The organism is Prochlorococcus marinus str. MIT 9211 (assembly GCF_000018585.1).
Taxonomy (GTDB): Bacteria; Cyanobacteriota; Cyanobacteriia; order PCC-6307; family Cyanobiaceae; genus Prochlorococcus_D; species Prochlorococcus_D marinus_B.
Genome location: NC_009976.1, coordinates 1,329,141 through 1,344,869 on the forward strand (window position 1 = coordinate 1,329,141; position 15,729 = coordinate 1,344,869).

A 15,729-nucleotide genomic window follows, 5' to 3' on the forward strand; every position below is an offset into this window, starting at 1 on the left:
AATCAACAATTACTTTTCAAACTTTGAAAGCGAGAGGTTGTAGAAATCATAATCATCATTATTATGAACTTGAATTTAAGCAGACACTATGCGAAGTATTTCACTCATTATCTTTCTTATGGGAATATCTCTTCAGACTTTAGCTCACGAACCTAGCGGGAGTTCTGAAAAGATTGATTTTTCAGCAATAAAAAAAACGAAACTTGAACGTCTAGATAAAATGAGAACATGTATTTCCACTTCCACTAATCTTGAACAGCTTCGTGCTTGTAAAAGGAAACGAAAGAATTAAATAATGAAAAATGCATACCTCAAAATTCCATAAGATTTTTAGACGGTCGATAAGCCTCTAATCTGGACAGAACTTATTTAATATGGCTACAAGTTAGAGGTTATTTTTAGAAAAGAATTAAAGAAGTAATTACTCCCTTACCATTAAAATCTATGCTTAGATAGTCAATAGGATTAAATAAATGAGATCGAAAAATTATCCAAACTTTATTCAAACGATCTTTTTTCAAAGAACTTATTAAAAGCATATTGTTATGAGGATATTACAATGGTCAGAATTTAATTCTTGTATTAAGAGCATTAGCAATTCTTGTATGGACAATCAGTTCTCTGGAGTATATGGCTTCCCTAGAGGTGGACTTTGTCTAGCAGTTGCACTCAGCCATTCAATGAATATTCCCTTATTAAAAGAAATGCAACCTGGTTGCCTTGTTGTTGATGATGTATATGAAACAGGGAAAACTCTTAATCGAGCGCTAACAATACCCAATACAACTACTTTTGTTTGGCACAGTAAGGTCCAGCCGACATGGTGGAATGCTGTAGAGCTCTCTCATGCAGATGAATGGCTTGTTTTCCCATGGGAAAACAAGGACCAGGCTGAGGCAGATATGAAGGCTTATAAAATATCGAGAGGCTTAGCTTTATGACAAAAAAAACAATCTACTTGGCTTCTCCTTATGGATTTTCCAATCAATGGAGAACAAAGCTTCTCCCAGAGTTTGTATCTAATCTCAAAAAATTAGGTGCTGAGGTCTGGGAACCCTTTGCACGAAATAATCAAATTGATTTTACTCAACCTGGCTGGGCATACAAAGTAGCCATGGCGGATCTTCAAGATGTCAAAGAATCAGATGCCATTTTTGCCATCGTTAATGGGACCCCTCCTGATGAAGGTGTAATGGTTGAACTCGGTGCAGCAATTGCTTTAGGCAAACCAACTTTTCTATTCCGTGATGACTTTAGAAAATGCACAGACTCAGAAGATTACCCATTAAATTTGATGCTTTTTTCTGGTTTGCCACCCGAGGACTGGCAAAATTCATTCTATACATCTATTGATGAGATCACGAATCCTGACAAAGCATTATTCAAATGGTTGAAGGATTCTTAACCAATCTTTAACCATATTAAAAAGGACATAAAATCCCTTTACTTAGTTTCATCTTTTGGATAAAAACTCCAAAGAATTATTCCTATAGCAATTGCGATTGCGGTCAAACCAGTCCATCCCCAGAATTTATTTTGAGTAAATAAATTAGTCAGCATTGATTGTTCTTGATATCCAGCCTCCATTTGGTTTTGATAAGTATCAAGTACTAGAAAAATTAAATGATGCATCAACAATAAAGTCCAAGCATTTTCTTACAGAGATAACTGCAATAACAGCAGTTAATAAGTGTGCCAGCCTTGTTCGCTGAAAAAAAGTGGGTGGTGTAATGAAATGGCTCGGCATAAAAAAGGGGAACGTATTTTGATGTCCCCCTTTGAGTCCAGCTCTTATTTGTACACCAACGAGCTTGGACTCCTGTTTCTTTTCTAGCCAGCCAAGAAAAATATACCAAGAGTATAAACACCTCCTTTTTTGTAATTCGAGAGTGCACTAATACAATTAGAGAATCGATAGTTTCTTCTAACTCATTGATTCCTATCGAGGAAGGTCGTTGAAAACGATGCATCACAATGCTCCAACTACTAACTAATGAAAGATTCCGTTCGGGGGGATCAATAGCTCTAGGCCAAAAGACCTTCTAATAAAAAGTTTTCGAACTTGTAATCACTAGAAGTAAGCATTTCATTTCTTCATTGAACTGTTTAATAGATCATGAATATTCGGCCAAGCATCTAGCAATTCCTTCAGAGCTCTTCTGTTGGGGATGTACATGATGCAAGAGAATGCACTAATAAGGTACCAAAAGAACCACCAACGACTTATGGCATAAACAGAAACAAATGAGAAGAGGAAACTACCTAAGAATAAAATGAATAAGGATCGGTTAAGAATTTCAAGTGGCGATTTCCTTAGTCGCCTCATAGGTTTCTTCTCAGATATTTTTTTTGCTTCTTCCACTATCTCGTCGTTTATTATTTTGGCCTCTTCCTTCTCCAAAGCATCATTCGCCTTGACGAACTCTGATAGTTGTTCCTCTGTGTAATTTGTCAAAGGATCAAAGCCTCCTTTAGAAGTCATACATTTTGAATTCACTTAGCAAGCCTGCAGAGCTACTCCCTCCATTCCAGAATATCTACTACAGAGCTTCTGAGAACAGCTAGCTTTACTTTAATGAGATTAAAGCATGACCATGATTACAGGATTCTTTTTTTTATTATTCAAGCCAATGTTGTTCCTGATCCTGAAAAAGCTTTTCAAGAAACAAATGAAAGCTTGGATCGTTTCAGCTCTGGAATGGTTAGCCCTTCAAACAGATAACGATATTGATGATGCAATAGTAAAAAGGGTAAAAGGAGCAATGCAATTAGGAGTCGTGTGAATATAAAAGCTCACCTTTGTATCTAAACAAGCCAGAGTTCATCTAACAAAGAGTCCTGAGATTAAGGCTTTACTCAAGAAGGCCAGGAACTACTCCAACCAAAAAACCAACTTTTTGTATATACTTTTTGTATCTAAGCCATCCTTCTTGTGCTAGCAATACTGAAAGATGTCATTAAAAAAAAACAGATTAATATAGTTCTTTACGCCAGCGCTGCTTTTTTCTAACATGGAAGAAATAGAGATAGAAATGACTAACCCTAACAATCCTCTTGAAGGATCTAAACTTCACTTCAGCAGCAGAGTACCACTCTGAATACTTAATTAAAACTAATATTCATGGTATTTTATTCTTATCCTCGTCCAGTAGAAAAAGAAAAATTTAAACGTAAAGAGTCTCTTGAAACCCTGTATGGATTGCCTCAAGAAGTTAAGTTTTGCCGTTCATGTGTAATAAGCAATCAAAGGCCTTCGAGCACAATTGAATTTAAAAATGATGGGAAAGATTCAAAACAAGTAATTAATCTAGATGAAATGGGTATATGCGATGCTTGCAGAGTCAAGGAAAAAAAATCATCTATAGATTGGGAATCAAGAGAACAAGAATTGAGACAACTTTGTGATAAATACAGGAGAAATGATGGTACTTATGACTGCTTAGTGCCAGGCAGTGGTGGTAAGGATAGTTTCATCCAAGCACATCTTTTAAAATATAAATATGGAATGCATCCATTAACATGTACATGGGCACCACATATATATACTAATTGGGGTTGGGAGAATCATAATGCCTGGATTCATGCAGGTTTTGATAATATTTTATTTACTCCTAATGGACTTGTTCATAGATTAATAACACGACTAGCAGTAGAAAATTTATTGCACCCTTTCCAACCTTTTATTCTTGGGCAGAAAAATTTAGCTCCAAAAATTGCTGACTTATATGACATACCTTTAATTTTCTATGGTGAGAATGAAGCTGAATATGGCAATCCAAAGGTTGATATGGAATCCGCTCAACGTAGTTGGGATTATTTTAGTGCTTCAGATGAGAATGATATTTTTATTGGTGGTGCATCACTTAGTGAGCTACGTGAGTTAGGACTAGAAGAAATTGATTGGAAGCCTTATATGCCTATTAACCCAGACAAGATTAAAAATAAGAATATAGAAGTTCACTATTTAGGTTACTATGAGAAATGGCACCCACAAAATGCCTATTATTATGCAATTGAGCATGGTGGATTCCAAAGTTCACCAGAAAGAACTGTTGGAACTTACAGTACTTATAATTCTATAGATGATAAGATTGATGATTTTCATTACCATACAACTTGGATTAAATTTGGTATAGGTAGAGCTAGTTATGACGCATCTCAAGAAGTAAGGTCGGGAGATTTAATGAGGGAAGAAGGAATAGCTCTAGTCAAAAAGTATGATGGCGAATTTCCTGAAAGATGGTCTGAAGAGATTTTCAACTACTTAAGTCTTCCAACAAAAGATTTTCCAAGTTCAGCAAAGATGTTCGAACAACCATTATTTAATAAGGAATATTATAATTTATTATGTGATAATTTTAGATCACCTCATCTTTGGTTATGGGACGATCAAAAAGGTTGGCAAATGAGGAAGACAATATTCACAGAAGAGCAGAAAATTGGGAGCAAGGTAGCTCAACATTGGGAAGGGAATGAGAAGAGGGGGTAATTATTTATTATGTCATTATGCAAAAGAGTGATCGCTAGACTTGATGTTAAAGGAACAAGGTTAATTAAAGGCATCAGATTCGAAGGCTTGAGAGTAATGGGGGATTCTCGTGAAGCAGCTATTAATTATTTCAATTCAGGTGTAGACGAGATTTTGTATATAGATTCAGTTGCAAGCTTATATGGTAGAAACAGCCTGACAGAAATTCTAAAAAGTACGGCTAAAAGTATTTTTATTCCAATTACTGCAGGAGGAGGTGTTCGTAATATAGAAGATGCAGCCAGACTATTAGCCGCTGGTGCAGATAAGATCGCAGTAAATACTGCATGCATTCAAAACCCAAAACTGATTAATCAATTAGCCAAGGAGTTTGGCTCTCAGTGTATTGTGGTTTCTATACAAGCAAGAGCAAAGCCTTCTTCCCAAGAATGGGAATGTATGACAGAAGCTGGAAGAGAAAGAAGTGATGTCTCTGTAATTGATTGGATACAAAAAGTACAAGAGCTAGGTGCTGGTGAAATATTACTTACATCAGTTGACCAAGATGGAACTTGCAAAGGGCCAGATAAGAAACTTATTAATGCTGCTGCCGATGTTGCAGAAGTACCTTTAATAGTTGGAGGAGGAATATCAACTGTTGAAGAGATAGAAGATTCTTTTAGAAAAACAATTATTACCGGTGTAAGTTTAGCTGCTTCATTACACCATAGGAAAATAGAGGTAAAAGAAATAAAAAGTCGTTTATTGTCTTCTGATTTTAATATTAGGATTCCTGCTTCAATTAAAAGAGAAGAATTAAAAGAAAAGCTTAGTGATATCAATGTAGGAATTATCGATTATGGTATGGGTAATCAACAAAGTCTGATAAATGCATTCACCGAAATAGGTCTTAGCACTTGTTTGACTTCTTCCGTTGAAAAATTAACTAAAACAGATTTACTAGCACTTCCAGGGGTTGGCTCATTCCCAAAAGGTATGGAGATGCTAAAAGAACTAGATCTTATTGATTTCTTAAAAGATAGAGCAGAGAAAGATCATCCACTAATTGGTATTTGCTTGGGTATGCAAATGTTATTTGAAAGTGGTAATGAATTCAAACATACTAAAGGTCTTGGCTTAATTGAAGGTGAGGTTGAAATGCTATCAGTTAGTCTGAAACCAGATACTATAAATGTATTACCTCATGTTGGATGGAATAAGATTTATAAACATAATGAGGCTGAAAATAGCTGTGAAAAGTCATTCAATCAATACTTCGTTCATAGCTATGCTGCTATAGATGTACCAAAAGAGTATATAACTTATGAATGTAATTATGCTGGAAATGACTTTATAGCTGCCGTAAACAAAAATTGCATAAGTGGTTTTCAGTTTCACCCCGAACGTAGTGGAAGAGCTGGACTTAATCTTTTGGCAGATGAAGTTTTAAGGTTGGTAAGAAGTCAATGATAATTCTAGTAAAATGTTCCATTGTTAAAACATTAAAACATTTATATTAAATCGTTGTATTATGAATCAAGAATGAACTAGGGTTATGAATTGGAATAAGATTAATAGTGTAATTGGATCAAGACCAATATATCTTTATGGTCGATCCGAAGATTGGGTTCATAAAGCTATCTCTAAATTAGAGAAAAAACCAGTTGCTATTATTGATAGAGACAGTGCATACATTAATACTATATATCTTGGTGTAAGAGTTGCACCTTTTGCAGATCTTCAAATTCCGAAAGATGCTTTTATTATTATAACGGCAGGAGACTATGAGGGTATTGTTCAATTTCTTGAAGATAATAATTTCCATGAGAACTCCCATTATGTGATATCTCCAGATTTCTCTAGCTATACAGATCTTACTTCCCTTAGAGACTATAGTTCTGAAGTTCTATTTACCTGCTCTGACTACAATGACCTTAAACGAGCCAGGTCCAGCAGAAAAGGAGGAGGTTTATATAAGTTAAAGACACCTGAAGGAACTTTCTCTAGAATTTCCAAAGGTTCTTACAGACAAATTGCTAAATATTCAAAAGGATATTTAACTGTAGACTATGTAGACAAAAAAGTAATTCATCTATCAAATGAACTAAGTATTCAAAATGAATACAAATTACCTTATCCTAATTCATGTGGTATATGTATAGATGAAGAAAGTAATAGAGTTTATATAGCAAACGCAGGAAAAGATTTAATAGAAATATATTCTCTGGATAGCTTTAATAAAGTTAATGAAGTAAAGGTATTAAGTGTAGACGGTCTTAGTAAAGCTGGTGGACACCACCTTAATGATTTAGCTTTTCACAATGGCATACTTTACTATTCATACTTTTCAAAAATGGGAATGTGGAAAATGGGTCTCTTAGACGGAGGTTTATCCTGCACTGATACTAAATCATTGGAATCAGCAACTGAAATGAAAATTACTTCAGAATTGATTTCCAATCTAAGCAAACCTCATTCGCCCTTTATAAACAATACTTCTATTCGCATTCTAGATTCAATGACTGGAAAATTTATTCAAGGTAATGACTCTATTATTGCTAAATTCCCAGGTTTTATTAGGGGAATTGATCAAAATAATGACTATACATTTATAGGGATGAGCGAAGATATGTATGTAGCAGAACGAACTACAGATAATTCAACCATGTTAAACTCAGGAATATATATACTTAATGAAGCAATAAATGCTTTCAGATTCTATGGAACACAAGGAATTATGAATATTCACTCTATATTAATACTATAAGTCATTCATAAATCTAATTACTAAACTTTCTAGCAACTAATGAACATAAAAAAGTATAGTAAAAGGGTACATACATGTTTTTCATTCAATTACTGTATAGACTTACTAAGGTCGCAATTAACTCCAAAGAAATTAATCAAGCATAAAGGGCTTTCCTATATAACATTCTCCGATAAAATCTTACCTCAAGGAACTACTAAGTTTATTGATAGAATTATGTATAGAGCTTTTGCTTCATATTTTGTAGAAGTAGCGATTAGGTATAAAAAGAAATACAGTTCAATTATATATACATGGAAAGAATATTACACAATTCCATACAAGGAGAATGTAGAGTTTAATGCTAGACTTCTTTGCAGCATTATCGATTTCTCTTCAAGTAAAGATAATAATGAAATAAAGAGTAGTGAATTGTTTTGTCAGTCAACTGGCAACAAAATAGTTGATGAACTTATCAAAAGGAAAGCATTAAGGGAGAAGAATATAAAAATAACTTTTCAACAATTTGCTATTAATTTTCCTAGGGACAAAAGAATGTGTTACTACCGACAGAATATATATTGGATTAAATGCCTTGGGCGTCTGAGAGATATTATATCTTTCCCTAAGATTTTTTCGAGTCTACCAACTCCCAACCATATAGCCTTGATTACTCATCCAAGGAATAGTAACTATGAAGCATATCAATACCTGCCTACCCAAATAAGCAATGAATATAATACTTTTTATTATAGTCATAAGAATATTTCTAAATATGGAGCTAATAATTTTGGAAATATTAAAACGAGTTTTAAAAGAGCTTTTGATGTAATGCTTGCAAGTGTTTTAACCAGAAATAAACATCCTATTTTATTATCAGATTTCTTTGTCTCGTTAATTTCAGAGCTATATATTCTTAGTGTACGACGAACAATCAAGAAATATAGAGTAAAAGGTATCTTCGTTTCATACCACTGTAGGCATTTAGAAAAACTTCTTTTCTTAGCATTCAGGAAAGAAGCCGTAGTTTCTATTTTCTGTGATTACTCCTTCGGCTATCCATGGAAACAATCATCCATTCTAAAATGGCATAGTGACTGCACTCAATATCCTGATTACATTTTGTCTTCTGGTCTTATTCCTTCAGAGCGTTATAGAAGAGCTGCAAAAAGAGAAAAAGGAGGCTTAATTCCAGTAAATATATCGACAACCTGTCCTCAAGTAATTCATTCACTAAACAAACAAAAGAAAAGTATTCAGCATGTTAAATCTATAAAGTCTTCTTTATCAAACCCTCTTGTAATTTCTATTTTTGACAATATTTATGGAGAAGATACGTTTTGCATTGAAGAGCATGCTATGCAATTATTAAATATAATTGATAGCTATTCAAGCACTTCCCTAATTATTAGTAATACGAAACGGCATAGCAGCACCCTAGATACATTAATAAGAGAATTTGATTTAAATGTACTTAATACAATGCACGGTGACCTAAGCCTAAATGCCTGCTCCGACATAATAATTTCAATTGGGTTTCAAGGTGCAGCGCTTAAAGCATCAGCTGCATTTAATATCCCTATTATTTTCTTAGTTGATGGTTCTTTCAATTACCAGGAATGTAATTTTTCATTTTCTCAAATAAAAAATGATGATATATCGTTCACTTTAGATCAGCTTTGTCTTACGCCTTCTCAAATAAGTAATTTACTTCAACAGCTTAAAAATAATACCAATAGTCTTGAAAACTTTGCTCTAGCATCAGAAAAGCTAATAAATCTTTTCCAGTTGAAACCGCATGATTTTAATTTATTAGATAAAATAACTAATATTATGAAGATTAGAAAATAAATATACACATTTTTCAATCATTATAATTGCTAATTTGTTAAGGCATTGCTGCTTCCTTAGCAGTTTAGGCATGTGTTATAATATGTTTAAATCATAAGGCCATGAGAAAGTCACTCTTAAATATTAGCAATCTTCCCAAACTTCCACCCTTAACAGATATTGAGAAGCAACTTCTAGAAGAAAAAGTAGATATTGATTCAAAGTATAAATTGCCAAAAGAAATAAAATTGTGTCATAAATGTGTAATTACAAACCAACGCCCAAGGATCACTATTAATGAAGATGGTATATGTAATCCATGCAAATACTGGGCGAGAAAGCATTCCTCATTTGACTGGAATTCATTAGCAGATGAATTTCGAGAGCTGTGTGACAAGTATCGCTCATCAGATGGTTCATATGACGTATTAGTTCCTTCTAGTGGAGGTAAAGATAGCTCCTATGTTGCCTATAGATTAAGAGATGAATACGATATGCATCCTCTTACAGTTACATGGTCACCTTCTTTATATACAGAGATAGGGTTTGAAAACTTTCAGAACCATATACATCATGGCTTAGACAATGTTTTAGTAACAGCGAATGGATTGGTTCATAGGCGACTATGTAGAAGTTCAACAATTATTATGGGTGATCCTTTTCAACCTTTTGTATATGGTCAATGCAATGTTCCATTAAGAATAGCCAAAGCCTATGATATCCCTTTAATAGTTGATGGAGAGAATGGAGAAGTTGAGTATGGAGGAGATGACAATACAGAACAATTGACTGGTTTTCAGAATGATGAATCAGTTGAGTTTTGGCAATCTGGTATGGCAGTTGAGGAATGGCAAAAATATGGTTATTCCGATTCCGAGTTGTTTATTTATCAACCACCTAAGCAGCAAATTAATGTTCGTAGAGTATTTTTTAGCTATTACCATAATTGGATGCCCCACGACCATTACTATTACGCAAGTCAAAATGCAGGTTTCGTCTCTAACCCTGATAGATCTGAATGTACTTTTTCCCGCTATGCAAGCCTTGATGATTCAATAGATCCATTTCATTATTACTTTGCGTTGCTAAAATTTGGTATTGGAAGAGCGACCTCGGATGCCGCCCATGAATTAAGAGAAGGGGTTCTAGAAAGAGATGAAGCGATTCAATTAGTTAACAAGTTTGATTGCCAAGCTCCATCTAAAGAAACTACCGAGATTTTTCTGAAATACTGTTCTATAGACAAAGGTGCTTTACAGAAAATCGTGGATAGATGGACTAATAGCAGAATATGGTCTGCTAGAAATGACTTACCTTCTCTTCAATTCTAAAACTTCATAGTTTGCTCTAATACTCAAACACTGAGATCAAAATACTACATATTAAATAACTAAACTTTAGGGATCAAAAGAGTTAGCAGAGAAAAAGCTTTATTCCAACCATCCCTTATCGCTGTAAGTCTTTGGCTTCAAAGGAAGATAACCTACTAACTAAGCAACTAATCTGCCGTCCAAACTGACTGATCAAAACTGGTCATATCAACATCATGAGTGGCTATCCAATCACCATTAGCTGCAAGGAACTTATCTAAATCCCCTTCCTGATGCTGATGAATAACAATCACTTTCTGAGGGTCTGATTTATCAACTCCTCTATATAGTGGCTTTATACCATACTGTGCATGCCTTTTGTTGGCTTCATCACTATCAAAAATAGCTGCCCACTCAGCAAAAGGTCCATTAAGTTTGAAGGTTACAACAGTGGTTTCGATTGCCATGAGATGATGTAATTAATTGATGAGCAGTCAACAGATTAGTTCCAAGTTGAAAGATCTGTAGTCCCTGATGATCTTTGCATCCAAGAAATCTTCCAAGCTCCATCTCTTTTTTGAAAAATCATTGAATAACTTGATAAATCATTATTGTTTTCACCTTTATAACTAAATTGTTCTTTTAAGGTAAAAGCGGCAAATCCCCAATCTGCATTAGCCTCAAGTCGATGAATCTTGACTAACTCAGAAACTTCAACAACTAAGTCTGCGTTGTTATACATTCCAACTAGATCTTCTGCAGTAATGGGGTTTCCACTCGGTCGAATAGCCAAGAAATTTTCTGTGACATTAGAAATCAAAAAAGACTTATTTTCAGATCTATTTGCAAAACCTTTTATAAGAGCTTCTATTGACTGAGAATCTGAAGACAATGTTTTAAAAGCCATATCTTTAAAGGATCTCATGCATGAAGCAATAAAGCTGTATCTTTTTAACTTTTTGAGCAAATACGGATGACAAGTTTCCTTGATCCAATTTCTACATTCTTTTCAGCTCTTCCTTTAAGCCAGTATTTTAAAGGTCATTCAACACCTCTAGTTATTAAGGCAAAAATTGGATTTAATTAAAAGAGTAAGAGAGCGAGGTGTTAATCCATCCAATTATCTTCTTTTCACTAAGAGCCTATGGCATCACACCAATGGAACCACCTGACCATAAAAATGAGCCATTGTTAAGAAGGTGGTTTGTAAGATAAACGCTCCTCAAAACTTCTTCAAACTCTCAACAGATAGCAATCATTTGCTATTACATTTTAAATGCAATGCCTATTCAATCGTACTACACCTCTCTCATAGGGATTTCAATTTTATTTATGAGTTCTTCGCACAGTACACTTGCCTTAGAGTTAAATCCATGTCGCTCTTCTAGCAATCAAGCTTTTGGGACGAAAGTTACTATGGTCGAAGGTGGTGTCAAAGTTCAACATGTCTCCCAAGTATCAGTTAATTCAGACCTAACAGAAGATGTTATTAATGCATTAAGCAAAGCAAAAGCTGATGCAACAATAGAAATCCTAAGATTTATGGGGTCTACTTGTACGAGTGAAGGTTGTAGATCAGATGAAAAAATTAGTGATTACAAGAATCCAGGCGAATATTTAAGGGCTTTTGTCCCTATAAGGCAATGCTATACACCAAAGAAGTTTGTAAAAGTCATGGTTGAGCTCTCGCCAAAAACTATGAAATCTGCTAAATCTAGAAATAATTAAAAAGGTAGGCGTTTCATAAATAATAACGATCTATCATTCCTTGAAGAATCTGTCTAATGTGTATGTCTTGAGCGTTGTTTTGACTTCCTACAACTTCTAAATGCTGACTAGATAGATAATTATTATTGTAAGTCAATGGATTATGAACATTAATCATAGACATCCAAAGAAGCTAAGGATAAATTTCATCTTCCATTGCAACAGATAATTTGTTTTACATTATTAATCCTGACCATTTATCGGAAGGGATGAAGAGTCTTTAGGTGGAATAAACTTACGCAATTGAGTATGGACCTTTTCACAACGAGTATCTCTTCTTAAATAAGGTTCATCACTTCTAATTTCAACAGAACATTCTCTTTTAAGTTTATCACTCCAGGAAATTAATACGTTTACTTTTGATTTATAATTAATATCGATATTTTGGCACTCTGCAAAGATTTGAGCAGGGCTACTTAAGTCTTGTAAAACATGTAAACCAGCATTCTCAAGCCCCTGAGTGAAGCTGCTGAACAAACAATCTCCTTGAATTTCCGTTAGATATTGGAAAAAAGCCATAAGAAACAAAGACTTTGGAAAACTGTGATCCCCATCACCAGCATTCACTATCGACTAAATCAAACAGAATCTAGAAGCTCTACCCATTAATGGGTAGACTCAGTAAACAAAAAATACCACTCCCAAGCCTTGAAAAGAAGTATATTTATATTTTCTTAAGGCTCCTGCGAATACCTTGTTTGCTGTCTATGATTTATTTAGTCTTCCACAACGTTTGTGGACGTATTAATTGTCGAAGATGATCTAATCCTTTTGGATTTTTTAACTCAAGAGGTTTCTAATCAGATCAATGTTCCTGAGAGAAGAGTAAGGAAGGCATCTTCTGTTGAGAGGGCTAGGTATTTAATTTCTCAGAAAATACCCGATTGGCTTTTGCTTGATCTTCACCTTCCAGATGGTTCAGGTGTTGAATTAGCAGAAGAGTTCGTTCAAAGTAAGCAAAAAGCTAAGGTTTTAATACTTACAGCTCAAGCTGATCAATATGCATTACCTGCATCTCTTTTGAAGAACATGCATGCCTTGATTAATAAGGCTGATGGTTTGGCCCCATTAAGGCAAGCAGTTTGGGAGATATGTAGAGAATTTGATAGTACTTTCCCTAACTTAAGTAGTCTTACTCCAAGACAATTAGAATTTCTTCACCTTATTGGTGAAGGACTAGATACTGCCCAAATTTCAAAGCAATTGAATATTAGTTTCTCTACTGCTCAGACACATAGGCGGCAAATTACACGAAAGTTAGGAATTAAAGGTTCTGCCTTGGTAACTCTTTCAAGGAACCTACCTAAGGTTTCATAAAATGCTGATCAATTATAAATTGAAAAAATTTGTTGATTTAATTTCTATTAATTTAGCTGCAATATCAGGATATTTTTTACTTGCATTATTAGCTAAAGAAGCTTTTGCTTGGCAATCGACAGCTATAACCTTATGGCCAGCATCTGGATTGGCTAATGCATTATTGATATCTCATGGTTGGATAGCTCTGCCTGGTATAGCAATTGGCAATTTTCTTGGAACAGCTTTTGATCCCAATGCAGGTTTTTCTTTTCAACCATTTATGCTCCCGGTGGCTATTGCAGCTGCAGCCCAAGCAGGGTTTGTTCGATGGATGCTAATCCGTAAGAATCTTTTAAATGACCCTTTAACGCGAATTCCTAGACTAATAACCTTTCTCTTAATTATTGGGCCTTTAGGGAATTGGCCAGCAGCAGCAACATTTTTGTCCTATCGAATTGCTAATTCAGGCAATTTGAACATAAATAATTTTTCACTCCTTGATTCAAATTACGTTAATGGCTCATTCTTCTGGTGGCTTGGAGACTCTCTTGGCTCCTTGCTGTTATTACCTTTGCTTTTTTTGCTATTGCCATTCAAAAGACCCATATGGCTAGAGCGACGAACTTATCTGCTTAGTCCACTTTTAGCAATGATTGCATTGCTGATTACGGGGTCATTCTTAGAAAGAATGCTATTAGAGCGCATTGATATCACACCTCAAATGTTAGAGCCCATTCAAGGCTTAAGACTTTTATCTACCTTTGCTTGGATTGTTGTTGCTCTTGGTGTTTTGGGATTGATTTTACAAATCTCTGGCAAATATCTAGAGCAAGAAAAACTTTTGAGCCGCTCTCGATTAACGGGAGATGCAGCAGGAGCAGTGATCCATGAAATTGGACAGCCATTAATTCGATTAAGATTAAGGCTTGAAAATATTGTTAAATGGCATAAAAAAAACTCAAATATTGAAAATAAAGACTTTCCCTTTAATAAAAATATAACGAATGAAGCAGAAAAAAGTCTTCAAGAATTAAATGCTGTAGTAGTTAATACTAGATCAATTCAAGACCTAACATTGGCTGGAATCCGCGATACTAATGCGGCTAATTTAGCAGATGCGATCGCAATGGCATCTGCTCAACTTCGATCAGATTTTGATCGACTTGATCAAGATCTTTCTGTCTTAATCAAACAAGAATTACCTGAAGTTAGTTCTGGGCAAGTCCAGTTACAGGCAGCTATAAGGAATTTACTTTCTAATGCTAGTAAAGCTGCAGGAGAGCATGGAGTTATTCGAATAAATGCTGGATTAATGTTGGGTTATGTTGTGTGCGAGATAGAAGATACTGGATCGGGGTTTGCCCCTTCATCCATGCCTGATGGAAGGGAAAGAATTAAATCTAAAACAGGTGGAATGGGACTTGGTTTAATGATTGTTAGGAGAGTAATAGATGATAATGGCGGCGAGATTGAATTCTCTTCATCTAAAGAATTGGGTGGGGCAAAAGTAAGAATTTGGCTCAAACCAAGTTAGACATAAAAGTCCTTACAATTAGTTGCTCCATTAAATTTACCTAGAACATCTTTCCCCTTAAGCATTTCCTTTTTCAGTTGAACTTGAGATCTATTGAAAGTTTTAGGCTAGAAAAACAATATGGCAATTCATGAAAGCAATGACGAGATGAAAGAGCGCTTCAAGGCGATGACTAGTCTTGAGAGGAAAGCATTAATAAGAGCAAAAATGAAAGCCCAAGGGTTGCAAGAGGGTAGTGGTGTCCCAGAGGAAAGTTTGTCTTCATATGACCGAGATGAGGTCTGGGATCTAATCCAAATAACTAGCTGTTTCCCTGAGATGCAAGCCAAACCACTTGCAATACAACCAAAGACTCTTGGTAAAAAGAAAGGGTTGATTGCTTGGATACTGATTGCAATAACTCTGACCGGTGGAATGGTCTTGTATTACCGTCAATATCCATCGCCAGATACAAGAAGAGAGATATCAGTAAACGGAATGTTTGCTGACTAAATTATGAAGACTCTTGATCTAGTTGTACTCTCTCAAGAGATTTTATCTGTCTGGGAAGTACATAAGAAACTCAAAAACTATCGTGGGGTAACTAATCAATCAAACAAAACCTCGAGATTGAGGGGCTATCTAAGCTCTGTTCAAATAATCACTTTTCACTGAGGCTTATGGCATAAAAACCTAACTAGCCAATAAAGACTTCACTATTAGCTCTGAATTGCATTTTCAGCCAATCGTCTAGATTTGCTCAAACTTTCTCTGACTTTTGTCTCTTAACCATTGG

The 15,729-nt window shown here is 35.0% G+C and carries 17 protein-coding genes; 12 read left to right on the plus strand and 5 right to left on the minus strand.

Features of this window, described 5'->3' with window-relative positions; all coding sequences use genetic code 11:
* Positions 1-118 precede the first annotated feature (118 nt).
* The 3 genes from P9211_RS09620 (at position 119) to P9211_RS07210 (ending at position 1,405) form a co-directional block, all read left to right on the plus strand.
* A complete protein-coding gene (locus P9211_RS09620; RefSeq protein WP_159088382.1) occupies positions 119-292 on the plus strand; it encodes a hypothetical protein in 174 nt (57 codons plus the stop codon).
* 313 nt (positions 293-605) lie between these two features.
* Complete coding sequence (locus P9211_RS07205) at positions 606-941, plus strand: phosphoribosyltransferase (protein WP_225866202.1); 336 nt, start codon at positions 606-608, stop codon at positions 939-941.
* Positions 938-1,405, plus strand: coding sequence for a nucleoside 2-deoxyribosyltransferase (locus tag P9211_RS07210; RefSeq protein WP_012196038.1), 468 nt, complete (start codon positions 938-940; stop codon positions 1,403-1,405). The genes P9211_RS07205 and P9211_RS07210 overlap by 4 nt, the downstream gene beginning before the upstream one ends.
* A gap of 38 nt (positions 1,406-1,443) precedes the next feature.
* Here the strand turns inward: P9211_RS07210 and P9211_RS07215 are convergent, their stop codons facing one another.
* On the minus strand, positions 1,444-1,632 hold the full coding sequence (locus P9211_RS07215; protein ID WP_012196039.1) for a hypothetical protein: 189 nt from the start codon (positions 1,630-1,632) through the stop codon (positions 1,444-1,446).
* Between the two features lie 454 nt (positions 1,633-2,086).
* Positions 2,087-2,497 carry a DUP family protein gene (locus P9211_RS07220; RefSeq protein WP_225866203.1) on the minus strand — a complete coding sequence of 137 codons (411 nt, stop codon included), beginning with the start codon at positions 2,495-2,497 and terminating at the stop codon, positions 2,087-2,089.
* A 624-nt stretch (positions 2,498-3,121) separates the two neighbouring features.
* Between P9211_RS07220 and P9211_RS07230 the strand changes: the two genes are divergently transcribed.
* The 5 genes from P9211_RS07230 (at position 3,122) to P9211_RS07250 (ending at position 10,375) form a co-directional block, all read left to right on the plus strand.
* Positions 3,122-4,489 carry an N-acetyl sugar amidotransferase gene (locus tag P9211_RS07230; RefSeq protein ID WP_012196043.1) on the plus strand — a complete coding sequence of 456 codons (1,368 nt, stop codon included), beginning with the start codon at positions 3,122-3,124 and terminating at the stop codon, positions 4,487-4,489.
* Positions 4,490-4,498: 9 nt separating this feature from the next.
* Positions 4,499-5,938 (plus strand): imidazole glycerol phosphate synthase subunit HisH, encoded by a 1,440-nt coding sequence (gene hisH / locus P9211_RS09130; RefSeq protein ID WP_012196044.1) that lies wholly within the window; start codon positions 4,499-4,501, stop codon positions 5,936-5,938.
* Positions 5,939-6,023: 85 nt separating this feature from the next.
* A complete protein-coding gene (locus P9211_RS07240; RefSeq protein ID WP_012196045.1) occupies positions 6,024-7,235 on the plus strand; it encodes a DUF4915 domain-containing protein in 1,212 nt (403 codons plus the stop codon).
* Positions 7,236-7,451: 216 nt separating this feature from the next.
* Positions 7,452-9,065: a hypothetical protein gene (locus P9211_RS07245; RefSeq protein WP_041391201.1), complete on the plus strand. Its 1,614-nt coding sequence runs from the start codon at positions 7,452-7,454 to the stop codon at positions 9,063-9,065.
* 101 nt (positions 9,066-9,166) lie between these two features.
* Positions 9,167-10,375, plus strand: a complete 1,209-nt coding sequence (locus tag P9211_RS07250) for an N-acetyl sugar amidotransferase (protein ID WP_012196047.1) — start codon at positions 9,167-9,169, stop codon at positions 10,373-10,375.
* Between the two features lie 167 nt (positions 10,376-10,542).
* Here the strand turns inward: P9211_RS07250 and P9211_RS07255 are convergent, their stop codons facing one another.
* Both P9211_RS07255 and P9211_RS07260 read right to left on the minus strand, forming a co-directional pair.
* Positions 10,543-10,821 (minus strand): DUF3764 family protein, encoded by a 279-nt coding sequence (locus tag P9211_RS07255; protein WP_012196048.1) that lies wholly within the window; start codon positions 10,819-10,821, stop codon positions 10,543-10,545.
* A 35-nt stretch (positions 10,822-10,856) separates the two neighbouring features.
* The gene (locus P9211_RS07260) at positions 10,857-11,261 is read right to left on the minus strand and encodes a DUF3804 family protein (protein ID WP_041391600.1); all 405 of its coding nucleotides are present in this window, start codon (positions 11,259-11,261) and stop codon (positions 10,857-10,859) included.
* Between the two features lie 425 nt (positions 11,262-11,686).
* Here P9211_RS07260 and P9211_RS07265 point away from each other — a divergent pair, with 425 nt between their 5' ends.
* Positions 11,687-12,082, plus strand: a complete 396-nt coding sequence (locus P9211_RS07265; RefSeq protein WP_041391203.1) for a hypothetical protein — start codon at positions 11,687-11,689, stop codon at positions 12,080-12,082.
* A gap of 222 nt (positions 12,083-12,304) precedes the next feature.
* Here the strand turns inward: P9211_RS07265 and P9211_RS07270 are convergent, their stop codons facing one another.
* Positions 12,305-12,640: a hypothetical protein gene (locus tag P9211_RS07270; protein ID WP_012196051.1), complete on the minus strand. Its 336-nt coding sequence runs from the start codon at positions 12,638-12,640 to the stop codon at positions 12,305-12,307.
* A gap of 216 nt (positions 12,641-12,856) precedes the next feature.
* On the opposite strand from P9211_RS07270, the gene P9211_RS07275 reads away from it, so the two are divergent.
* The 3 genes from P9211_RS07275 to P9211_RS09885 all read left to right on the plus strand — a co-directional run bounded on the left by P9211_RS07275 (position 12,857) and on the right by P9211_RS09885 (position 15,446).
* Complete coding sequence (locus P9211_RS07275; protein ID WP_012196052.1) at positions 12,857-13,438, plus strand: response regulator transcription factor; 582 nt, start codon at positions 12,857-12,859, stop codon at positions 13,436-13,438.
* 19 nt (positions 13,439-13,457) lie between these two features.
* Positions 13,458-14,954 (plus strand): sensor histidine kinase, encoded by a 1,497-nt coding sequence (locus P9211_RS07280; RefSeq protein ID WP_225866204.1) that lies wholly within the window; start codon positions 13,458-13,460, stop codon positions 14,952-14,954.
* A 120-nt stretch (positions 14,955-15,074) separates the two neighbouring features.
* Positions 15,075-15,446 (plus strand): hypothetical protein, encoded by a 372-nt coding sequence (locus tag P9211_RS09885; protein WP_012196054.1) that lies wholly within the window; start codon positions 15,075-15,077, stop codon positions 15,444-15,446.
* Positions 15,447-15,729 lie beyond the last annotated feature (283 nt).